Raw genomic sequence first — 22,706 nt, 5'->3', positions numbered from 1 at the left:
CTTGACTAGTTCTTTCTCCACACCATCTTGTTGACGATGCCGGTGTAGCTCTGGATGATCTTCACGACCTTGGTCGAGACGTTTTCTTCGATGTAGTCCGGCACAGGAATGCCGTAGTCGCCGTTGGAGTTCATCGTGACGGCGGTGTCGACGGCCTGCAAGAGGGACTTTTCGTCGATGCCGGCGATGAAGAAGCAGGCCTTGTCAAGCGCTTCGGGGCGTTCCGTGCTGGTGCGGATGCAGATTGCCGGGAACGGGTGGCCGACACTTGTGAAGAAGGAGCTTTCTTCGGGGAGCGTGCCGCTGTCGCTTACGACGGCGAATGCGTTCATCTGCAAGCAGTTGTAGTCGTGGAATCCGAGCGGTTCGTGCTGAATCACGCGCTTGTCGAGCTTGAATCCCGATGCGGCAAGGCGGTTACGGCTGCGCGGGTGGCAGCTGTACAGAATCGGCATGTCGTACTTTTCGGCCATTTTGTTGATGGCGGTAAAGAGGCTCGTGAAGTTCTTTTCGGTGTCGATGTTTTCTTCGCGGTGGGCGCTGAGCAAAATGTACTTGCCCTTTTCGAGGCCGAGGCGGGCGTGAATGTCGCTCGCTTCGATTTGCGCGAGGTTCTTGTGCAGGACTTCGGCCATGGGGCTACCGGTCACGTACGTGCGTTCCTTGGGCAAGCCGCAGTCAGCGAGGTAACGGCGGGCATGTTCGGAGTAGGCCATGTTCACATCGCTGATGATGTCCACGATGCGGCGGTTGGTCTCTTCGGGCAGGCATTCGTCCTTACAGCGGTTGCCTGCCTCCATGTGGAAAATCGGAATGTGCAGGCGCTTTGCGGCAATGGCAGAAAGGCAGCTGTTGGTATCACCGAGAATCAGCAATGCGTCCGGTTTGCAAGCGACCATGAGCTTGTAGCTGCAATTGATGATGTTACCCACGGTTGCTCCGAGGTCATCACCGACGGCATCCATGTAAACTTCAGGATCCTTGAGGCTCAAGTCCTTGAAGAACACGCCGTTCAGGTTGTAATCGTAGTTCTGGCCGGTGTGCGCGAGAACGCAGTCAAAGTACTTGCGGCACTTGTTGATGACTGCCGCGAGGCGGATGATTTCGGGGCGCGTACCCACGATAATCAAAAGTTTCAGCTTGCCGTTATCGGCGAATTTCACACCAGAGTAATCAGTTTTAATCTGCATTATTTTACCACTTTCTCCCCGAAGGTATCCGGGTGGTTCGGGTCAAAGGATTCGTTCGCCCACATGACAGTCACGAGGTTTTCGGTCTGCGAGAGGTTGATGATGTTGTGCGTATAACCCGGGAGCATGTGAACCGCTTCAATCTTATCACCGCTCACTTCGAATTCCATAATTTCATCCGTGCCGACCTTGCGTTCCTGAATCAGGGCGCGACCGCTCACCACAATGAAGAATTCCCACTTGCTGTGGTGCCAGTGTTCACCCTTGGTAATTCCCGGCTTGGACACGTTCACGCTGAACTGTCCGCAATTCACCGTCTTCAAAAGTTCGGTGAAGCTGCCGCGGGCATCAACGTTCATCTTGAGCGGGAACGAGACCTTTTCCTTGGGCAAGTAGCTCAGGTAGGTGGAGTAAAGTTTTTTCTCGAAACTGTTGTTCGGAATTTCCGGCATCACGAGCGTATTCGGCTGATCGTGGAACTTGTTGAGCAAATCCACAATGGCACCGAGCTTAATCTTATGGACCGTCGGCACTGCGCAATAGCGACCATTTTCCGTCAAGACCGTTTCAACGCCGTCAAATTCGGCATGATGTTCCCCGCCCTTCAAGGCGGCAATCATCTCTTCCACGAGGTCATCGATGTAGAGGAGTTCCATATCGACGTTCGGGTCGTTCACCTGAATCGGCAAGTCGTTCGCGATGTTGTTGCAGAACGTAGCCACGGCACTGTTGTAGTTCGGGCGGCACCACTTACCGAACAAGTTCGGAAAACGGTACACCAAAACCTTCGCGCCAGTTTCTTGGCTGTATTCAAAGAACAGCTCCTCGCCCGCTTTTTTGCTACGGCCATATTCGCTGTTGCCAAAACGGCCCGCAAGCGTCGCCTGGATGCTGCTGCTGAGCATCACCGGACACAAATTCTTGTGGCGCTTGAGCGTTTCCAAAAGGTCACTTGCAAAACCGAAGTTGCCCGCCATGAATTCGCTATTATCTTTCGGACGGTTCACGCCAGCAAGATTGAACACGAAGTCCGCGTGCATGCAGGCGTCATCAAGGTCCGCCAAAGTCGAGTCAATATCGTATTCGTAGATATCGCCAATGATCAAATCACCACGCGTGCGGTCCTTGCCATCGCGGATGTTCTTGAGCGCAGCCACCAGGTTGCGACCCACAAACCCCTTTGCGCCAGTCACCAATATATTCATTACTTACCCGCCTTGGCGAGTTCTTCGCGGATGTACTGGAGCGTGAGGAGTTTCTGCTTCACCTGTTCAATATTCAAGAGCTTGGTATTGCTGGAGTTGAACTCGGTGAGCGTGTTGCGTTCCGTATCGCCCTTGTTGAAGTACTTGTCGTAGTTCAAGCCGCGCTTGTCGCAAGGCACACGGTAGAAGTTGCCGAGGTCAATCGCATGGGCGCATTCTTCGTTTGTCAGGAGCGTTTCGTACATTTTTTCGCCGTGACGGATACCGATGACCTTGATAGCATTCTTGTCGCCGCCGAAAAGTTCGCACACAGCTTCAGCCTGAGTTTGGATAGTGCAAGCCGGAGCCTTCTGCACCAAAATGTCGCCCGAGACACCGTTTTCGAATGCAAACAGCACCAAGTCCACAGCTTCGTCGAGACTCATGATAAAGCGCGTCATGGAGCCTTCGGTAATGGTAATCGGCGGACCTGCGCGAATCTGGTCAATCCACAGCGGAATCACGGAACCGCGGCTGCACATCACATTGCCGTAACGCGTGCAGCAAATCTTCGTCTTTTCCGGGCTCACCGTGCGGGACTTTGCCACGATGACCTTTTCCATCATGGCCTTGCTCGTACCCATCGCATTCACCGGATAAGCAGCCTTGTCCGTGCTCAAGCAAACCACATTCTTGACACCTTCTTCGATGGCGGCTGTCAGCACATTGTCCGTACCGAACACGTTGGTCTTGACAGCTTCGAGCGGGAAAAATTCGCAGCTCGGCACCTGCTTGAGGGCAGCCGCATGGAAAATGTAGTCCACCCCGTGCATCGCATTCTTGACACTCTGGAGGTCGCGCACATCGCCGATGTAGAACTTGATCTTGTCGGCCGCTTCCGGCATCTTGGCCTGGAATTCGTGGCGCATGTCATCCTGCTTCTTCTCGTCGCGGCTGAAAATGCGAATTTCGCCGATGTCGGTCTGGAGGAAGCGGTTGAGCACAGCATTGCCGAAACTACCCGTACCGCCGGTAATCAAGAGAGTCTAGTCACAGAAAATGGAGCTTGACATAAATAGTCCTTTTTATTGTTTTTGCAAGCAAAATGTAGTAAAAATGAGAGGACATTGTGGAAAGAAAAGAGCATGTACCGCAACTACCCCTAATTATCGTGTTCTTACACAGTAGATAATCTTGAAAAACTAAAAAATAATGCAACTCATAGAGTTTAATCAAGGCTATAATGTTAAGAGTGTATAAGTGCTACAAAATGAAATCATCATCCTTAGCAAGATATTTATATATTTCTCCTCATATAAAGCAGGTTTATATTATGAGAGTAAAGAAACTTAGAATCGAGAACTTTCGTGGAATAAAAAATCTTGATCTAGATTTTTCAAATTCAAAGATGGTCGTCTTTGCAGGAATCAACGGTGCCGGCAAAACGACAGTGCTCGTTGCAATGCAATTTCTTTTCTCATGGTATGTTGCCCGACTAAAAAGCCCCAAAGGTAAGGGATTGTCTTTAAGCGATTGCGATATTACAAATGGTGAACCATATGCCTTTATTGAAATTGAAGTTGTAGAAAAGATAGGAGAACAAGATCAAGTAGTTCGATGGTCGCTGTTTAAAAAACGTACATCATATAGAAAGAATATAGAACGACAAGCTAGTAGGGCTGAACTAAATAATTATGCCGATTCCAAGATAGAACGCTTCATAGATGGGAAAAATCACAATCTGCCATTGGTTGATTTTTATTCAGTCAACAGAGTTGTTGATTCCGTCCCGTTGCGTGTTCGTAAAAAACACGCTCTCAGTCCACTCGATGCCTTTGACAGTGGCTTAAACAATAGTGTTAATTTCCATTCATTTTTCTTGTGGTTCCGTGAACGCGAAGATCTAGAAAACGAGCTGTATCGCGAACACGGCACAAAATTCAAAGGCGATGTTCAACTCACAGCAGTCCGTTCGGCCATCAAAAATCTTTTGCCGGGTTACCAAAAGTTTCGTGTTAAACGCGATCCTCTTTCTTTTGTTGTTGAGAAAAGAGGCGAATCATTTAATTTTAGTCAATTGTCCGATGGCGAAAAGTCATACATTGCGTTAGTTTGCGACATAGCCCGCAAAATGGCGATGGCGAATCCTAATGCAGAAGATCCGCTCAAAAAAACGGCGGTTGTGATGATAGACGAAATTGAGTTGCACTTGCACCCCGAATGGCAAATGGGGGTTATAGACCATCTCAAAAAAACATTCCCAAAGGTGCAATTCTTTTTGACAACGCATTCACCGCATATCATTACCAATCTAAAAAACTCTGAAAAAGACATGCTTATAGCATTGTCCAATGGCGAAGCGGTCCCTACAAAGCGAAACCAGTACGGTCAGACGGTCGATTTGATATTAAATGATGTATTTCAGTTGAGAAGCTTACGAAATGACGATGTTCAAAAGAAATTAGATGAACTTTGGATTTTGCTAAAAAAAGGTGATTGTAAATCAGATAAGTATCAAGAGATTCTATCCTGGCTCAAAAACAATATAAACCCCGCTGACCCAGAATTTTTTAAAATTTCCTTGCAAGAAAAGCGTATAGAGAAGGGGCTTGTATGATCTCTGTCAAGAAAAACGCCTCTCTAAATTCTTTTACAGATTATGTTTATCGCGAAAAACCTAGAACATGGGAAGATCTGCATAAACAGACGAAATTTCCAGACCTCTATAGCCAAATAAAATTAGCTCTTATCAAAGAACAAGGTGGCGTTAGTGCCTACACAGAAGAGCCAATCTCTCCAAAATCTCATATAGATCATTTCTACAAGAGAAGTTTATTCCCTAAGCGAACTTTTGATTGGAACAATTTATTTGTAGACGGTCTAAGCGAACATTATGGGGCCAAATATAAAGACAGTATTGTCACCAACAAACGTGATTACGATTTGCTAATTTCTCCAAACGAAAACAATGTTGAACGATATTTTACCTATATGGAAAATGGAGAAATAATCGTTGCTCCCGGATTGTCAAAACAAGAAGCCCAAAGGGCTGATTACACGATAAAGACCTTTAATCTAAATAATTCCGAATTGAAATCAAGGCGTGCTAGAATTTTAAAAAATGTTCACGATTTTGGAATGGGATTGACGCCCAACGACATCCGATCAGCATTAGTTGATGCTGGTTTTAAAACGGTTGTTGAATATGCATTGATATAGGAATGTAAAACAAACTGGCTGTGTCAAGGGGCTTTCGCAAAAAAGTTTCTGTTCTACATAGGTAATCTTTTAAGTGTCACTTTCCTTTTTTTGAAATTAAGTATAGTAGCTAAAATTTGCGAATATGTGGTAAAATTCCAAATTGTTTTCGTGTACACACTTCAATACCTTTATGCTATTGTTCTGCGTTATATTTGAAATTTCTTGTTGATCTATGATACCATAATTTAGCGGGTAATTGACCTTAGTGTTGTCGGTTACGTATTTTTTTATAACATCCCATTTTGAGAAAAATTCGTCGTTTTTCCCTTCATAGTACATTAGATTTATCAAAATATGTCTTGACGGGTCGTAGTTGAATACCTTTTCTATATGTTTTTTTAAATCGGCATTCCATCCGTTGCAATTAATGGCCTCTAGAACAACCGTACTACAACCTAAATCCATGGATAGGTCAAGTTCGCCAGCTTGCTTACCTTTTCCTGCCGATTGACCGCTTCTGTTTTGATCCTCAAATTTGTAGCCGAGCATGGAAAGTCTACCATTTAGAATAGATTGTAATAGATCTGTTTTGTAATCTTCCGACATGTGTGAAGAGCTGGCGGAGACTGCTTTTATTTTCTTCAAAAGAATGTTTAACGCAGTACATAAGTCATAGACTACAAAAAGACCTGGATTATTGCTATGTTTGCTGATGGATGGTGGTAAAACTTTGAAACGATAGTCATTGGGCAGGCCAAGAATTTGAAGGTAACTGTTTTTTAGAATTGGAATTTCATCTGCCCAAGATATTTTCGATTTTAGAGAATTGTACTCCTCTTTTTCTTCATTAGAGACTTTAATTGTGTTGAACGTTTGAATAGCCATTTGCCAATTTTGACGGCTTATAAAGTATTCAACAATGGGTTTTACCAGTTGAAGTTCGCTTTGATTACTTCCTAAAGAATGATATAGATTTAAAAGATCTTCTTCTTTGTCCATGCTGGAGTATAGTGCTACTTTTGTAAGGTACAAGTAGTACCAATCTTGCGGTTGTCTGGTTTCAGTCTTCTCAATTTTTTGGATTTCTTGTAATAGAGGGGCAAGCACCTCTTTTCCTTGAAGTGTGTGAAATTTTAAATACAAGCGAGCAGCCTTGTATTTTAATTTTGTTGAATTCCCTTCTTTTATTCGGTTTATATAGAGCCAAGCTTCGTTGTAAGCCTTCTGTTCTATTTTTAGTAATGAAATCAAGTAATATTGTTCGTTTTTTAGATCAATAAGGGATTCTTTATAGCGTCCAGAATAGTCTTCGTATAGGCATTTGTATTGAATTAAGTTTTCTACATCTTTTTTCCAATATAAATTGTAGATTTTTAGAATTTCAGTATCTAGCACAAAAGGTGCCGCAACTTGGTCTTTTACACGTTGCCTGACCTGATTATCTAATTTCTTTAGAAGCATGTCGGCAAAATCATCGTTAAGATGAGAATTGTACAAATCGCGTAAAAAAGAGGTAAAGTCATCAAATGTGTTGAAGTGATAATCAATGTCTTCTGTTAGGTTTATAGAATCCTTTATGTAATCTTTGTCTTCTGTGTTTGGAAGATGATTATATGCCTTGATTTGCAGTCTAGGGTCATCGCCCATAGAGAGAGCAACAAGAATCTTTTTTCGGTTTGATTTATCAAATAATTTTATTGTTGATATCACAAGAGGGAACAATTCGTTGTTAAAATCAGCGCCGAAATTTGACTCATGTACAGCTTCAAAAATGGCGAATTTTTGTTTTTCGGGTTTATTAACAAAACAACTGTTTAGAATTTGAACGATGTTTGATTCTAGTAAGTTGATTTTATCGTTATCTTCATGCTTTCTCCATTCACAATATACAGAGCAGAGTATCTTCAAGTGGAAACGGAGTTTCTTTGGACTAGACATTTGTTTATCAAAATTCTGCTCGTTAGGGTCATAATTTAAATGGTTTTTGATTTCTTGGCAAAAAGAACTAAGTTTGTTGTGCTTAAACAACCAATTAAAGAAAGTACTCCAATCAAGTTTATCTATTTCATTCCATTCGCTCCAATAACTGAAAGAATCATTTTGAAATACGGAATCATTATATAAAGTATTTATTAAAGAAAAACATTCCTCTTTTTCTTGAGCTTCTGTCCGATTTAGAAAAAAGAACAGATAGTGAAATGCGCATATTTTTATTTGTCTAACACGTTCTTCCCAAATAGGTTGTTGATAGTTGTTGTAGACGTCTAAAGCCGTCTTAAAGAATATTGAAGAAGGACTCTGGAATGGAATCTCTATTATTATTTTTTCATATACAATTTTATACAACTCCGACCATCTACTATCATAGATTCCTTTGACTAAAAGCATCAAAAATAAAGCAGCATGTTTAAAATTTTTTTTAGGAATTAAATTTTTTTGGACGAATGTTTGCGCATATTTTTCAATAATTGCGAATGGAATATGCTCATTAGGCTTTTGCTTATAGAATTGATCTTCACATAAGAACAGGAATGAACAAAAGAAGATTAAACCATATTTATCATTATCAATATATGCGAGAAGTCGCGTTGGATTAACCCTGTTTAAATAAAAAATGGTTTGATTGAGTAAATATGGTCTATTTTCAAATAATTCTGTTACATCAAAGGCATCGGGTTCTTGTATTGAATTGATTAGTAATGATTGTAATAATTTCACATAATCTTCACGAATGTTGAAATCTAAAAAGGAAATTTTCCATTTTCGTTTGGAATAAAACTTCAACCATTTGATAAACAGTTCGTTATATTTGATTGAGTAGTTGGAAACACCTGTTTTTAACACGATGTCTTTAGCTGAAAGGAATGAGTAATGGGCCAAATCTTCATTTAGAAAGATTTTTTCATCTTCAAAACCGTCCTCTAAATCTTGTTCCGTTGATAATATATTTTTTGCAGCTATTAGGTAACGTGTTTTTTCCCATTCAGGAAGGTTTTGATATACTTCAGGTTTAAAAATAAATTGAGTTGCTTTCAACCATTCTTTTATTATTTCGGTATCATTATGAAAGTCTCTTGATTGGAGTAATGAGTACAGAATTTGAGCAGATAATGATGTTTGATTGACTTTACCTACTGTTTGCCATAAGTTAAAAATGTATTTGTCATTTTTTTTGGTTATTTTAAAATCTTGCAAAAGAGATTCCAAAGGTGGCGCTTTAGGATAGAAATCCTTGAATTGAGTATAAATGGAATTAAAGCGTTGTAAGGGGATTTCGCAGGACCTAGAATCTTCGTATCTGTATTTCTCGGCAAGAAATTCCATGAAACCAAAATTGTCAAGCAATTCTTTATTGTCAATTTCTTTTGGAAGTTTGAATCCATTATTATCGGTTAATAGGTGAAGTATTGCACCAGAAATTTTTATTTGCCCAGCAATACTCCTTAGCCAAAATTTGCCCAAAAGATAGTTTAAAGAAACGTTAGTGAGATTATTTTCATTAAACAAATTAATTTCTGTTTGTATTGTGGCAGCATCTAAAGCGACATTGTTTTGGGATGCGAGAATAATTTTGGCAAAGAATGATGCAGAATCCCAGGAAAGTTCATTGTATTCTTTATATGTTCTAGAGCTACTTTTGACTAAATATGCGTTGATTAAACTTTCGTCGCTTTGGAGGGTGTCGTAATCTATCATTTGAGACTCCATCTTTTTCGATTAAATCAAAAATACGAATATTCTATTTGCAGGAAATATAGTCAATAAGCCCTACAGAATATGGGATATGCGAAGTTTACTAGTCTTGCCTGTTGAGCCTAATGGGTAATTTAAGTTTATCACGAAGTGACGGGAGGCTGTAAATTAAACGGTGTCACAATCCACAGCCAATAACCCAAAACCTTACTATAATGTAGGAAAGGATTGTGACAATGACAAACGAAGAACTGAACTCCGTAATGGCGAAGGCCAAGGAACAGTTCCGTAAGGGCGAACCGCTTTTTGGCAAGAACGTTTTCTCGCAAAGTCTTTGCGATACCATCGTTGCGTTTGTTACAAAACTTTTGGACGATATCCTTGTTTTGAGGCTTGCTATGCAACCTCTCGCATACGAGAGAATCAACAACTTTTTTTTTGCGAATCAGTGATTTTCAAAAGCGTTTTCCTTGAACAAAGAGCGGACTGCAGGCATCACACAGCGTCGCAGTTTGATGTATTCGGCATCGTGCCTGATATCGTCTATGGACATAGGAACGTTGCCAGCAGCATCTCGCGCAAGCCCCTTGCGGGCATTCTGCCATGATGTTTCACCATGCGTCAGGTCACTAAGACTCCAGCTACTGCGCCCCGCATACCGGGAGAACACCGAGTCAAAAACCGGCTTGAGTTCAGTAATGGAGTTTTCGGGGAGTGGCAGGTGCAGCGAATTGGACGCATAGAGCGACATTTTCCATTTTAGCTCCTTACGTCCAAAGATACTCTAGTTTCCCCTGCGCGTCAATTCCAGATGACTGCGAAAATAGCCGAGTCCGGCACAACCACTACACAAACGTACACTAAATTTTGGATTTTGTCAAGCTCTTTTTTATGGTTGCGATACAATTTCAGAAAAAATGAGGTTCTGCAGCAGTCTCGCCCTCCCCTACCGCAACTACCCCGAGGTTGCGGTAAGTGCTCTCGCAGAATAATCTGCTTATTCTGGGCGCAGGTCAGTATGGCGTCATGGCGAAGGAAATTGCCGAAGCCATGGGCGTTTTTGGCCGCATCGCGTTCCTCGACGACTCGTTTAACACCTTAGACGGTACTGACATAATCGGCACAACGGCTGATCTCCCGAAATTCGCGGAGCAGTTCAAATTTGGCTTTGTGGCCATCGGCAATCCGGCACTTCGTCGCAAGCTTACCGAGCAACTACAGCAAAACAGTTTTACCCAGGCGACTCTTGTTCACCCCACGGCGTACGTGAGCCCGTCTGCACAACTCGAAGCGGGCTGCTGCGTGGAACCGAATGCTACTGTGCAAACTGGAGCGGTAATCAAACAGGCTTCTTTTATCGCTAGCGGAGCTGTAATCCGCCATAATGCGACTGTCGGTGAATTCTGCCATGTAGACTGCAACGCCGTCGTGAACACACTCGCTGTGGTCCCGGCTGGTACGCACATTTTGGCTCAGGAGACCTATCGTGCATAAGACTCCCTATACACTCTTTTTTAAGCGACTTTTTGATATCGTCCTTTCCGGTTTTGGCATCATCGTACTTGCAATCCCGATGCTTGTAATCGCTATCGCCATCAAGCTCGATAGCAAGGGTCCTGTACTCTTCAAGCAAAAACGCGTGGGTTTGCACAAGAAGCATTTTAACATCTACAAGTTCCGCACCATGCGTACCGATACGCCCAAAGACGCCCCGACGCACGAATTGAGCGACCCCAAGAAGTGGATTACCAAGGTGGGCGGATTCCTCCGCAAGACGAGCCTTGATGAACTCCCGCAGATGTTCAACATTTTTGAAGGGACCATGAGCATCATCGGCCCGCGTCCGGCGCTGTGGAACCAGTACGACTTGATTGAAGAGCGTGACAAGTATGGTGCAAATGACGTTCCCGTAGGCCTGACCGGCTGGGCTCAGATTAACGGTCGTGATGAACTTGAAATTCCTGTGAAGGCGGCACTAGACGGTGAATACGTAAAGCGCCAGAGCTTTTTGTTTGATTGCAAGTGCTTCTTTGGCACGTTTATCAGCGTGCTCAAGAGTGACGGTGTCGTAGAAGGCGGTACCGGTGAAATCCACAAGCATGAGCAGGAGGCTCGCCAATGATCCACATCCTCATTACAGGCGCGAACAGCTACATCGGCACCTCCTTTGCCAATTACCTCACACAACCTGAATTTTCGGGCAAGTACCAAGTTGATACACTCGACATGATTGGTGACGCCTGGCGTAGCTTTGATTTTAGCAAGTACGACTCTGTTTACCACGTGGCAGGAATCGCCCATAGCGATAACGGTAAAATCAGCGAAGAACGTGCGAAACTCTACTACGCTGTAAATACCGACCTCACAGTGAAATGCGCCAAGAAAGCGAAGGACGCTGGCGTTAAACAGTTCATATTCATGAGCAGCGCCATCGTGTACGGCGACAGCGCCCCCATCGGTAAACCAAAATTCATCACGTGCGACACCCCAGTAAACCCGGCAAATTGTTACGGCGACAGCAAGGTTCTGGCTGAAAACGGCATCCGCCCGCTGGACTGCGACACCTTCAAGGTGGTGATTCTTCGCCCGCCCATGATATTCGGCAAGGGGAGCAAGGGTAACTACCCACTGCTCAGCAAGCTTGCCCGCAAACTGCCCGCATTCCCGAAAGTCGAAAACAAGCGCAGCATGCTCTACATCGGAAACTTGGTGGAATTCGTACGCCTGATGATTGAAAACGGCGAACATGGCACCTTTTGGCCACAAAATCCGCAGTACAGCAACACCAGCGAGGTTATCTCGCTCATTGCCAAGGCTCATAACAAGTGCTGCGTGCTCATCCCCGGATTCGGCTGGGCGCTCAAACTCATGAGCCACGCCACTGGCCTCGTGAACAAGGCTTTTGGCAACCTGGCCTACGACCAAGCCATGAGTGTGTACAAGGAACCCTACCAGAAATTCAGCCTGCAAGAGGCTATTGAGAAGACGGAGAGATAAGTTTGGAAAAACAACAAAACAAACTACGTATCCTGTTGGTCTCTCAATACTTTTATCCGGAAGTTTTCCGGATAAATGATATCGCTATTGAGTGGGTAAAAAGAGGGTATGATGTAACTGTTTTAACAGGCATTCCCAACTATCCGCAAGGCGAATTTTATAAGGGATATAGCAAAACTGAAAGAACAAGTGAAATTTGGAATGGAATAAAAATTATCCGTCTTCCAATTGAGCCTCGTAAAAAAGGTTCTTTCAATCTTGCGAAAAATTATCTGTCTTTTGTCCTTGCGGGTAGAAAATGGATAAAAAAAACAAAAATTGAAGCCGATGTCGTATTCACTTATGAAGTGTCACCCATGACACAGGCTCTTGTAAGTGTGTGGTATGCAAAGAAAAAACACATTCCTCACATTCTCTATGTTACCGATTTATGGCCAGAAAACGTTGAAATTATAACAGGAATACACAATCGACTTTTCATTTGGCCAATCCAAGCAATGGTCGATTACATTTACAAAAGAACTTCTCGCATATTGACTTCTTCTAAAAGTTTTATAGGTGCTATAAGAAAGCGCAATATCTCAGAAAGTAAAATCGAGTTTTGGCCTCAGTATGCGGAAAATTTTTACAAACCTGTAGAAAAAAGTTGCAATTCAGAAATTCCAGATGATGGTGTTTGCAATTTTGTATTCGCAGGGAATATCGGTTTTGCTCAGGGACTTGGCATATTACCGAAGGCAGCGGCAAAGTTACGCGAAGAAGGTGTAATTGTTCGTTTCAACATAATAGGAAACGGGCGTTATATGCCTGAATTGCTTGGAATCATAGAAAGCCTAAAACTTGAAAATTACTTCAACTTTATTGAGCGTAAACCAGCTGAACAAATTCCCGCTTATTTAGCAGCTGCAGATGCTTTATTAATAACATTATCAAAAAGTGAAGTTTTTGCCATCACAATTCCAGCAAAGACACAATCGTGCCTTGCTTGTGGGAAACCCATTTTGGTTTCTGCTGATGGAGAGGTTCAGCAAGTAATCAACGAAGCACACGCCGGTCTAGTTAGCAATTCTGAAGATGTTGACGGCTTTGTGCGCAACATAAAAAATTTCATTCAAATGGAACAATTCAAAAGGGATGAGCTTGGCGCAAATGCCTTGAATTATTCAAAGCAGCATTTCAATAAAAATTCTTTGCTTGCAAGAATGGATCAGATTTTTCAACAGGAGTTATAAATGTCGAATTTCAATGGAGCAACACTGTTAATTACTGGTGGAACAGGAAGCTTTGGAAACACTGTTTTGAAGCATTTCCTAGAAACGGATATTGGTCAGATTCGTATTTTCTCTCGTGACGAGAAAAAACAAGATGATATGCGCCATGAGCTTCAAGCCAAACACCCTGACTACGCAGCAAAAGTCAAGTTCTATATTGGCGATGTTCGTGATTATCGATCCATCAAAGATGCTATGCCTGGAGTCGACTATATATTTCATGCGGCTGCTCTCAAACAAGTGCCATCTTGCGAATTTTTCCCAATGCAGGCCGTCAAAACTAATGTTGAAGGAACTGATAACATGCTTCACGCTGCAATTGAAGCAGGCGTAAAGAGAGTTGTTTGCCTTAGTACCGATAAAGCTGCATACCCGATTAATGCAATGGGTATTTCTAAAGCGATGATGGAACATGTCATTACCGCGAATGCTCGTGTAGCTGCGGAACGTGGAAATACAGTGATATGCTGTACTCGATATGGAAATGTCATGTGCTCAAGAGGGTCTGTAATACCTCTGTTTGTTGACCAAATTAGAGCGGGAAACCCAATTACAATTACAAATCCTGACATGACACGTTTTTTGATGAACCTTGACGAAGCTGTCGACTTGGTTCAATTTGCGTTTGAGCATGCCAATCCAGGAGATCTTTTTGTTCAAAAAGCCGATGCAAGTACAATTGGAGACTTGGCGAAGGCTGTTCAACAGCTTTTCGGAGATACCGGAACAAGAATTATCGGCACGCGTCATGGCGAAAAACTTTACGAAACGCTTCTTACTTCTGAAGAACGCTTAAGAAGTGAAGATATGGGAAATTATTTCCGAGTGTCTGCAGATAATCGAGACTTGAATTATGACAAGTTCTTTATCAAAGGACAGGTCTTAACACAAGCCGATGAAGCCTACACCAGCCATAATACAATTCGCTTGGATGTCGAAGGAATTATTAAAAAGCTCCTTACGACTGATTATGTTCAAGAAGAGTTAAAGATTCAAAAATAGGGATTTAAATTAATGAAGTTCTTGATTCTCGGTTGCAATGGCATGGCAGGCCACATAATCTGCCTTTATTTGAAGGAACGGGGTCACGATGTTCTTGGATTTGCTAGATCAAAATCCAAATTCATTGATACTGTTGTAGGCGATGCAACAAATGCAACCCTTATCAAGGAAGTTATTGGTGTAAACAAGTTTGATAGTGTTATCAACTGCATTGGCATTTTAAATCAATTTGCAGAAAACAATAAAGCAAGTGCTGCTTATTTAAATGGATTTTTACCACATCAACTGGCTCAATTTACAGAGGGTTCAGACACCCAAGTAATCCACATGAGCACAGATTGTGTATTTAGCGGCAAGCGAGGTCAATATACAGAAGACGACGTTAGGGATGGGGTCACATTTTACGATCGTTCCAAAGCTCTTGGTGAAATTGAGGACGAAAAGAACATTACGCTACGAAATTCCATAGTTGGTCCTGACATTGACCCTAATGGAATAGGGCTTTTGAATTGGTTTATGCAGCAACACGGTGAAGTGTGTGGGTTCACAAAAGCTATGTGGACAGGACAAACAACCCTACAACTAGCCAAAACAATGGAATTCGCTGCAAAAGAAAAAGCTCATGGGCTATACAATATGGTTCCTGATACTAGCATATCCAAATGCGATCTTCTAGGCTTATTCAACAGGTATATCAGAGTTGAAAAGATTAAAATAAATCCTGTAGACAAAATGGCTGCGGACAAATCGTTAAAAAGAACTCGCTGGGATTTTGGCTATAAAATTCCTGATTATGAGCAAATGATTGCAGAATTGGCTGATTGGATGAGAATACATAAGACTTTGTATCCTCATTATGGTTTGTAACAAGCGTTTTAGAGAGGATTTTTCATGAGTGTAAAAAAACTTCGATTGATGACTATTGTGGGAACCCGCCCAGAAATCATCAAAGTGTCCGAAATAATCAAAAAAGCAGATAAATATTTTGATCAAATTCTTGTACATACCGGACAGAATTATGATTATGAATTGAATAAGGTTTTCTTTGAAGATTTAGGTTTACGCGAGCCTGATTATTATTTGGGAGTTGTTGGAGAAAACCTCGGCCAAACCATGGGCAATGTAATTTCGAAGTCCTATGAGCTGATGCAAGAGGTAAAACCAGATGCTTTGATTGTATTAGGTGATACAAATTCTTGCCTTTGCGTGATTTCCGCAAAGCGTTTAAAAATACCGGTATTTCATATGGAAGCAGGCAATCGTTGTAAAGACGAAAACCTCCCGGAAGAAGTTATTAGAAGAATCGTTGATGTAACAAGCGATATAAACCTATGTTATTCTGAACATGCTCGACGCTATATTCTTGATAGTGGTGTAAAATCGGAGTATACATATGTAGTTGGTTCTCCGATGGCTGAAGTACTTAGCAAGTGTCGTGATAGAATAGAGAATAGCTCAATTCTTGAAAAGTTAGGTTTAAAAGCAGGAAAATATATTTTGTTATCAGCGCATCGTGAAGAAAACATCGACATCGAACAAAATTTCTTTAGCTTGATGAATGCAGTGAATGCAATGGCAGAAACTTACGACTTGCCAATTCTTTATTCTTGCCATCCAAGAAGTAAAAAATACATTGATGCAAGAAACTTCAAATTTGACAATCGAGTTATTCAACACAAACCATTGGGATTTTTTGACTATAACAAGTTGCAGCAAAATGCCTTTTGCGTTGTGTCGGATAGCGGAACAATTCCTGAAGAAGGAGCCTTCTTCAAATTTCCGGCAGTTTCAATAAGGACGAGTACGGAACGCCCTGAAGCTGTGGATAAAGGCGTCTTTACAATAGGAAGTATAACAACGGAACAGGTTCTTCAAGCTGTTGACTTAGCTGTTTCTATGCACGCCAATGGAGATTGCTCTGTTGATGTTCCTGCTTATACTGACACAAATGTAAGTACGAAAGTGATTAAGATTATTCAGAGTTATGTAGGAATAATCAATAAGATGGTTTGGAAAAAATAAAAAAAATGAGTAATATTTTAATTTACGATGTTGCAGCAGAATCTGGTGGCGCGTTGAGCGTTTTAAATGAGTTTTATCAAAAAGCAAAAAACGACTTAAACAACAAGTATTTTATTGTTGTCAGCATCGTAAATTTTGAAGAAACGGAAAATATTAAAATCCTAAAATATCCATGGGTGAAAAAAACTTGGTTTCATAGACTTTTTATGGATATTTTCTTCATTAAGAGAGTTATAAAAAAATATAGGATAGACGAAATTTTATCCTTGCAAAACCATTGTATAAACGGAATAAAAGTCAAACAGTCTGTATACGTTCATAACGCAATACCATTCTGTGAACACAGATTTAAACTGATTCACGACCCTTTTTTATGGTTCTATCAAAATATTATTGGACTTATAACGAAAAAATCATTAAAAAAGGCTGATGGCATTATTGTTCAAAACGAATGGATGAAAAATGCTATTATCCGCATGCAACATATAAATCCTAATATCGTTCATGTTTTGCCTATAAAAATAAACTTAACACATGAAATTGAAAGAATAAAAACTGATAAAACCAGATTTTTCTATCCGGCTACAGCGTTTGCTTTTAAAAATCATAAAGTTATCATAGACGCAGTTAAAGCTCTTTCTTCAGAAGAAAAGGCTAAAATAGAGGTTGTTTTCACCATATTTGGAAATGAAAATAAATTATCAAGACTTATAAAAAAGGAAATTGAAGAATACAAATTACCAATACAACTTGTTGGGACTCTTGATTTTTCCAATATGAAAGAGTATTATAAGTCCTCATATTTACTTTTCCCATCATATGTAGAAACGGTCGGTTTACCATTGATAGAAGCTCAATATTTCAATGCTCCTATTATCGCTGCCGATTTAGAATATGCTAGATGTAGCGTAGGTAATTATAAAAATGCGCTGTTTTTCAATTATAATGATTCCGAGCATTTGTTAAAAAAAATGAAACAAATTGAGTAAAAAAAGTAAACGTTGTACGAAATATGTGAAATTGAATGAAAGAGCTCTTAGGTAAGGATGTGTAATGCCGAAAATTAGTGTCATTGTTCCTGTATACAACGTTGAAAAATACATTAAAGAATGTATTGAATCTTTGTTGAATCAGTCTTTTTCTGATTTTGAACTTATTCTTGTTGATGATGGTAGTACAGATAAGTCCGCCTCAATTTGTGATTTTTATGCTTCAAAAGATTCAAGGATTAAAGTATTTCATAAACAAAACGGAGGCGTGTCTTCAGCTCGAAATCTTGGTATCGAAAAATCTGTTGGAGAATGGATTGCTTTTGTTGATTCTGATGATTATGTAGATGCAAAATATCTTGAAAACTTATACAAATCAGCATATAGCTGCGATCTTATTTCATGTGGTTTTTTTGTTACAAATGAATTTGGCGAAAAAACGAACTCAAATGTTAATCCTAGTGGATTTTTTTACCAAAAAGATATTGCCGATGTTGTTAATAATGATTGGATTGTAACCTCTCCGTGGGCTCATCTTATAAAAACATCTTTGATAAAAGATAATGACGTAAAATTTTATGAAAATCGATCTATGGGAGAAGATACGATATTTGTATTAAGCTGCTTAGATAAAGCAAATTGTATTAGAAACATTCCTGAATTACTTTATTATTATAGAACTACACCAAATTCATTATTGCATCCCGATGAAAGAAAATATGGAAAGTATATTGAAGATTATATGTGGAGCAATAATATGGTTTATTCAATGAAAAATGGGACTTTTTACTTCTATTATAAGAGAAAATGTCACGCTTTGATGACAATTCTCTATAAAAAAGACATGCCCTTAGTAAAAAAAATAAGTAATGAATCTCAGAAAGCTTCAGGAAAAAAGATTCTTTGTTATTGGCTTAATATGTCTTTAAAATCAAAAATTTTGATGTCTTATATTTTATTCCCTAAATTTATACAATTTTTCGTAATGATTTTCTTATTTAAAATCTGTTTGAGAGGATGATCATATGAAAATTGCAATTGTCGGAGCTCAAGGCGTAGATTCTTTTGAATCCAATTTAAAGGAAGCCTTTGTTTATTGTGGTCACGACTGCGATATATTTGATATTTATGGAGGATCCTTTTATTGGAAGGGGCATCTTGGATTCTATACCAAAACTTTAGACAAATTGGCTCGTGCTTACAACGACTATTATGATCGAAATGTTTTTAAAAGATTAGCTAATCGTGTAAATGATTATAATCCAGATCTAATTCTTTGTGTTTATAGATTCATCCATCCTGTTTTTGTCAATTTGGTGAAAAAGAAAGGGCGAAAAGTTGTACATATTAATCCTGATCAAATAACAACATTGGAATATCAACAGGTCTTCGCATCTGATTATGACGCTTGGTTTGTTAAAGATCCGTATATGCAGCGTTTTATGTCTGCAAATATGCATTTAAATGTATTTAGGTATAATGAGGCTTTCAATAAGCGCTCTCATGTAAAACCGACTATTTCAAAAGAGGCTTGTGAAAAAGAGGTTGATATTGATGTGATGACATACGGTACATTTTATCCGTATCGAACACGAATGATTAAATGTCTGTTGGATAATGATATTAATGTAAAAATTTTCGGTGTCGTTCCTCATCGTTTTTATAACCATGAAGTAGATGTGGCAAATCAGCATAAATATATTACTGGTCCAGAAAAGTCAAAATTGTTATACGGATCGAAAATTGTATTTAATAACCTTCACTATGCTGAGATAGAAGGTGTTAATTGTCGTTTTTTTGAAGCAAATGGATCAGGGGCTTTTCAGCTTTGCGATTATCGTCCGGTTTTAAAAGAGTTGTTGCCTATAGACCCTGAATTAGTTTCTTTCAAAAATGTAAATGAAGCTATAGAAAAAATAAGCTATTACTTAAATCACCCTGAACAACGATATGATATTGTAACTAAGGTATATAATCACTTTCAAGAAAAATACTCTTATGACAATTTGATTGTTTATATAATGGAGAATTCTTTCAAGTGATGTATATAGCAACTTTTTTTATAATATTCTTTTTTTCTCTTTTACTTTTTGATTGCAACAAAAAATCTATTGCAGTTAAGATTACCTTTGCTATTCTATTGATATTTCTCGTTTGTCAAGAAGGCTTTCGTTGGCAAATTGGAACGGATTGGCTTCCATACTATCGTATGTTTGAATATAATCTTTCAGGAATGGTTGAATTCGGGTATGTTCTATTTTCGACTGTTGTAAAAACAATTAGAAATGATTATTCTTTCTTTTTGTTAGTTATTGCGTTGATTAAGTATATTGCTTTAGCTTGTCTGATAAAAAGATTTTCTATAAATCCCCTCATTTCTTTGTGTATTGCCTATGCCATTTTTATTCCTTTACTTGGGATGAATCGACAATTTTTAGCGTTGTCTGTAGTATTTTTCTCAATATATTTTATTGCAGAAGGAAAATTTTCAACTTTTTTCTTGTTGATTTGTTTTGCTTCATTTTTTCATAAAACAGCTTTGTTGTTTTTACCTGCATATTTTTTATGGAATCTAAAATTAGAGAAGAAAAAAACGATATGTATTCTTTTGGCGGCTACTGTAATAGGTTTTATAGGTGTTCTAAATGTTTTACCATTAGATTATATTTCTAATTATCTTGATGCAGGAAGTGCTTTCCGATTGCAGCTTTATATGAAAAATACGCATACTTATTCGATGATAAACGGATGTCTATTTCGTTTTTTTATTATTGCGGTTTGTTTCTCTATTGAAATTCCTTTGTATGAAAAGTGGTTTCATTTGTTCTTTAAACTGTATTTAGTTTCTGTATTTATGTATGTTCTTTTTCAAACATCTGCTTTGAATATTTTGGCAGGCCGAGGAGCTCTTTATTATTCCTGTTCACAAATCATTATTATTCCATATATTGTAAAATATTTATCTCGTGATCGAATTCACGAAATGCTTTGTTGGTTTGTCTTTTTTTTATTATATCTATATATAATGCAAAAAGATATTAATACTTATGCATTGAATTTAGGATATGACATTTTCAATCCTTATAAAAGTGTCCTTTTTCCAAATGGTTTATTTTGAAAAAAATAGTTTTTTTTTCATAGAAATATTAAATGTGGTTTTAGTATTAACAAAGTTACTCAAACTGTCATTCAAGATATCACTTGTAAAAAAGAGTATTTTGTTCCTCGTTTTGGAGCAAATCTTTTTTCTATTCTAATAAATATTGTATTTGTTTTTATGCATCGTGATAGACGTGCTGTAAACCATATAACAGGAGATATTCATTATTGTATTTTGGGCTTGATTGGTTGCAATAGCGTTTTAACGATACATGATACAGTTTTAATTGATTTTCAAAATCATCCGTTTTTTAAAAAGAAAATTTTTGAATGGCTATGGTTTCGTCTTCCTCTAAAGTTTGCAACCCGAATTGTATGCATTTCGGAAGAAACAAAAAAATCAGTTTTACGCTACACAAACAGATCAGATATAGAGGTTGTTCATAATGCAATTGACTTAAAATTTAAATATTCTCCAAAAGAATTGAATTTGGATAAACCTCGCATTTTAATTATTGGTACAAATCCAAATAAAAATCTGTTGAGAGTATTTGATGCTTTGAAGAATCAGTCTTTTTTTATTGTTGTTGTTGGAAAATTAAATGAAGAACAAAAAAAGTTTTTAGACCTGAATGGCTTTGATTACGAAAATAAAATAAATCTCTCAGATAACGAAATTGTAGAAGAATACAAAAAAAGTGATATTGTATCATTTGTTTCTCTATATGAGGGCTTTGGAATGCCTGTGATAGAAGCGAATGCTATTGGTCGGCCTGTTATATGTTCAGACATTCCTGTATTGCGGGAAGTGGCTCGAAATTCAGCTTTGTTTGTAAATCCTTATGATGTTGTTGCTATAAAAAATGCGTTTCTTGAATTGAAAAGGGATAGATTATTGTGTTTAGAATTGGTTGAGTGTGGATTAAGAAATGTGAATCGTTTCAAAAAAGAAATTATTCAAAAACAATGGGATAAAATATATCAAAAGGTATAATACATCATGAAAGTTGGAATAATTACACAACCTTTGGATCACAATTATGGCGGAATTCTCCAAAATTATGCTTTGCAAAAAGTTTTGAAACAATTCAATATTGACTCAATCACATTTGATTATTTACCAGGAAAACAACCTTTTTTTAGATATATATTATCTTGTATAAAAACGTGTTTGTTGTCATTTTCCTCTCAAAAACGTTCTTTTTATAAGTGGAATACTGAAGATGTTTATAGAAAAAAAATATTTGATGATTTTGTTAAGAAAAACATTGTCAAAACAAAAATTATTAGAAAATATCAGTCAAAATTGATTGTATTAAATAGACTCGACGCACTTATTGTTGGTTCTGATCAGGTATGGCGGCCTAAATACAATTATAGGCTTACTGATATATACCTAAAATTTTGTAAAGGAATGTTTGTAAAACGAATTGCATATGCGGCTTCTTTTGGTGTTGATTATTGGGAATATTCATCAAAGCAAACTCAAGAATGTTCCAAACTAGTAAAAAAATTCGATGCTATCAGTGTGCGTGAAGAATCTGGTATAAAACTTTGCAAGGAACATCTTGGAGTTGGTGCAACATGGGTTTTAGATCCGACGCTATTGCTAACAAAAGAAGATTACTTGCCAATTTGCGAAGAAATCCCAATTTGTAACGAAAAATATCTTGCAGCATATGTTCTAAACGAAAATGAAGAGACTACTGCTACATACGAAAAAGAGGCGGCGGCTCGCGGGTTGGTCATAAAAAAATTTCATGCAGATTCTAAATCGACTTTGACTGTCCCCGAATGGTTAGCCATATTCCGTGACTCATCTTATGTAGTCACGGATTCCTTTCATGGAACGGTGTTCTCTATCATATTCGGCAAGGATTTCAAGTGCTTATATAATAAAACCCGAGGTCCCGCACGATTTGATTCGTTACTCAAATTATACGAATCCAGCAAAATAGATGAAATGCGAGAATTTTCGTTGAACTGGTTGAAAAAAGCCTTGGAAAAATAAACATTTTTATATTCCCTGGTTACGCAAAAAATTTTTTTGAAAGGAAA

At 39.0% G+C, this 22,706-nt stretch carries 21 protein-coding genes; 16 read left to right on the top strand and 5 right to left on the bottom strand.

Annotated elements, in window-relative coordinates; all coding sequences use genetic code 11:
* Nucleotides 1–5 precede the first annotated feature (5 nt).
* The 3 genes from wecB (FSU_RS15510) to FSU_RS15500 are packed head-to-tail and all read right to left on the bottom strand — an operon-like array spanning nucleotide 6 to nucleotide 3,414.
* Entirely contained in the window at nucleotides 6–1,190 is a 1,185-nt protein-coding gene (gene wecB, locus FSU_RS15510) for a non-hydrolyzing UDP-N-acetylglucosamine 2-epimerase (protein ID WP_014547289.1), read from the bottom strand.
* Nucleotides 1,190–2,395, bottom strand: a complete 1,206-nt coding sequence (locus FSU_RS15505; protein ID WP_014547288.1) for a capsular polysaccharide biosynthesis protein CapF — start codon at nucleotides 2,393–2,395, stop codon at nucleotides 1,190–1,192. Before FSU_RS15505 ends, wecB (FSU_RS15510) begins: the two co-directional genes overlap by 1 nt.
* Entirely contained in the window at nucleotides 2,395–3,414 is a 1,020-nt protein-coding gene (locus FSU_RS15500; RefSeq protein WP_015732383.1) for a polysaccharide biosynthesis protein, read from the bottom strand. The genes FSU_RS15505 and FSU_RS15500 overlap by 1 nt, the downstream gene beginning before the upstream one ends.
* Nucleotides 3,415–3,644: 230 nt before the next feature.
* Here FSU_RS15500 and FSU_RS15495 point away from each other — a divergent pair, with 230 nt between their 5' ends.
* Together FSU_RS15495 and FSU_RS15490 are read left to right on the top strand one after the other, a co-directional pair.
* Nucleotides 3,645–4,991, top strand: a complete 1,347-nt coding sequence (locus FSU_RS15495) for an AAA family ATPase (protein ID WP_244263672.1) — start codon at nucleotides 3,645–3,647, stop codon at nucleotides 4,989–4,991.
* Complete coding sequence (locus FSU_RS15490) at nucleotides 4,988–5,593, top strand: retron system putative HNH endonuclease (protein WP_015732382.1); 606 nt, start codon at nucleotides 4,988–4,990, stop codon at nucleotides 5,591–5,593. Before FSU_RS15495 ends, FSU_RS15490 begins: the two co-directional genes overlap by 4 nt.
* Nucleotides 5,594–5,689: 96 nt before the next feature.
* On the opposite strand, the gene FSU_RS15485 is transcribed toward FSU_RS15490, so the two are convergent.
* Nucleotides 5,690–9,271, bottom strand: a complete 3,582-nt coding sequence (locus FSU_RS15485; RefSeq protein WP_015732381.1) for a hypothetical protein — start codon at nucleotides 9,269–9,271, stop codon at nucleotides 5,690–5,692.
* Nucleotides 9,272–9,504: 233 nt separating this feature from the next.
* Between FSU_RS15485 and FSU_RS15480 the strand changes: the two genes are divergently transcribed.
* Complete coding sequence (locus tag FSU_RS15480; protein WP_015732380.1) at nucleotides 9,505–9,720, top strand: hypothetical protein; 216 nt, start codon at nucleotides 9,505–9,507, stop codon at nucleotides 9,718–9,720.
* On the opposite strand, the gene FSU_RS15475 is transcribed toward FSU_RS15480, so the two are convergent.
* On the bottom strand, nucleotides 9,714–10,019 hold the full coding sequence (locus FSU_RS15475; protein WP_014547284.1) for a hypothetical protein: 306 nt from the start codon (nucleotides 10,017–10,019) through the stop codon (nucleotides 9,714–9,716). The two genes, FSU_RS15480 and FSU_RS15475, sit on opposite strands and share 7 nt — an antisense overlap.
* Nucleotides 10,020–10,243: 224 nt before the next feature.
* Here FSU_RS15475 and FSU_RS15470 point away from each other — a divergent pair, with 224 nt between their 5' ends.
* From FSU_RS15470 to FSU_RS15410, 13 genes are all read left to right on the top strand, one after another.
* Nucleotides 10,244–10,762 carry a PglD-related sugar-binding protein gene (locus tag FSU_RS15470; protein WP_014547283.1) on the top strand — a complete coding sequence of 173 codons (519 nt, stop codon included), beginning with the start codon at nucleotides 10,244–10,246 and terminating at the stop codon, nucleotides 10,760–10,762.
* Entirely contained in the window at nucleotides 10,755–11,390 is a 636-nt protein-coding gene (locus FSU_RS15465; protein ID WP_014547282.1) for a sugar transferase, read from the top strand. The genes FSU_RS15470 and FSU_RS15465 overlap by 8 nt, the downstream gene beginning before the upstream one ends.
* Nucleotides 11,387–12,265 (top strand): NAD-dependent epimerase/dehydratase family protein, encoded by an 879-nt coding sequence (locus tag FSU_RS15460; RefSeq protein WP_014547281.1) that lies wholly within the window; start codon nucleotides 11,387–11,389, stop codon nucleotides 12,263–12,265. The genes FSU_RS15465 and FSU_RS15460 overlap by 4 nt, the downstream gene beginning before the upstream one ends.
* A gap of 2 nt (nucleotides 12,266–12,267) precedes the next feature.
* Nucleotides 12,268–13,497, top strand: a complete 1,230-nt coding sequence (locus tag FSU_RS15455) for a glycosyltransferase family 4 protein (protein ID WP_014547280.1) — start codon at nucleotides 12,268–12,270, stop codon at nucleotides 13,495–13,497.
* Nucleotides 13,498–14,538, top strand: a complete 1,041-nt coding sequence (locus FSU_RS15450; protein ID WP_014547279.1) for a polysaccharide biosynthesis protein — start codon at nucleotides 13,498–13,500, stop codon at nucleotides 14,536–14,538.
* Between the two features lie 12 nt (nucleotides 14,539–14,550).
* Nucleotides 14,551–15,405 (top strand): SDR family oxidoreductase, encoded by an 855-nt coding sequence (locus tag FSU_RS15445; RefSeq protein ID WP_014547278.1) that lies wholly within the window; start codon nucleotides 14,551–14,553, stop codon nucleotides 15,403–15,405.
* 24 nt (nucleotides 15,406–15,429) lie between these two features.
* Entirely contained in the window at nucleotides 15,430–16,560 is a 1,131-nt protein-coding gene (gene wecB, locus FSU_RS15440; protein ID WP_014547277.1) for a non-hydrolyzing UDP-N-acetylglucosamine 2-epimerase, read from the top strand.
* Entirely contained in the window at nucleotides 16,548–17,549 is a 1,002-nt protein-coding gene (locus FSU_RS15435; RefSeq protein WP_014547276.1) for a glycosyltransferase, read from the top strand. The genes wecB (FSU_RS15440) and FSU_RS15435 overlap by 13 nt, the downstream gene beginning before the upstream one ends.
* Nucleotides 17,550–17,613: 64 nt before the next feature.
* Entirely contained in the window at nucleotides 17,614–18,570 is a 957-nt protein-coding gene (locus FSU_RS15430) for a glycosyltransferase family 2 protein (RefSeq protein WP_014547275.1), read from the top strand.
* A gap of 4 nt (nucleotides 18,571–18,574) precedes the next feature.
* A complete protein-coding gene (locus FSU_RS15425) occupies nucleotides 18,575–19,591 on the top strand; it encodes a CgeB family protein (protein WP_014547274.1) in 1,017 nt (338 codons plus the stop codon).
* The gene (locus FSU_RS15420; protein ID WP_015732378.1) at nucleotides 19,591–20,667 is read left to right on the top strand and encodes an EpsG family protein; all 1,077 of its coding nucleotides are present in this window, start codon (nucleotides 19,591–19,593) and stop codon (nucleotides 20,665–20,667) included. The genes FSU_RS15425 and FSU_RS15420 overlap by 1 nt, the downstream gene beginning before the upstream one ends.
* Nucleotides 20,668–20,826: 159 nt before the next feature.
* Entirely contained in the window at nucleotides 20,827–21,642 is an 816-nt protein-coding gene (locus tag FSU_RS15415; protein ID WP_015732377.1) for a glycosyltransferase family 4 protein, read from the top strand.
* Nucleotides 21,643–21,648: 6 nt separating this feature from the next.
* The gene (locus tag FSU_RS15410) at nucleotides 21,649–22,659 is read left to right on the top strand and encodes a polysaccharide pyruvyl transferase family protein (RefSeq protein WP_014547271.1); all 1,011 of its coding nucleotides are present in this window, start codon (nucleotides 21,649–21,651) and stop codon (nucleotides 22,657–22,659) included.
* Nucleotides 22,660–22,706: the final 47 nt, after the last annotated feature.

The sequence above is a fragment of the Fibrobacter succinogenes subsp. succinogenes S85 genome, assembly GCF_000146505.1.
Classification (GTDB): Bacteria; Fibrobacterota; Fibrobacteria; order Fibrobacterales; family Fibrobacteraceae; genus Fibrobacter; species Fibrobacter succinogenes.
Note: the sequence above shows the minus strand (reverse complement) of the source record. Positions and strands in the feature narration are given on the sequence as shown.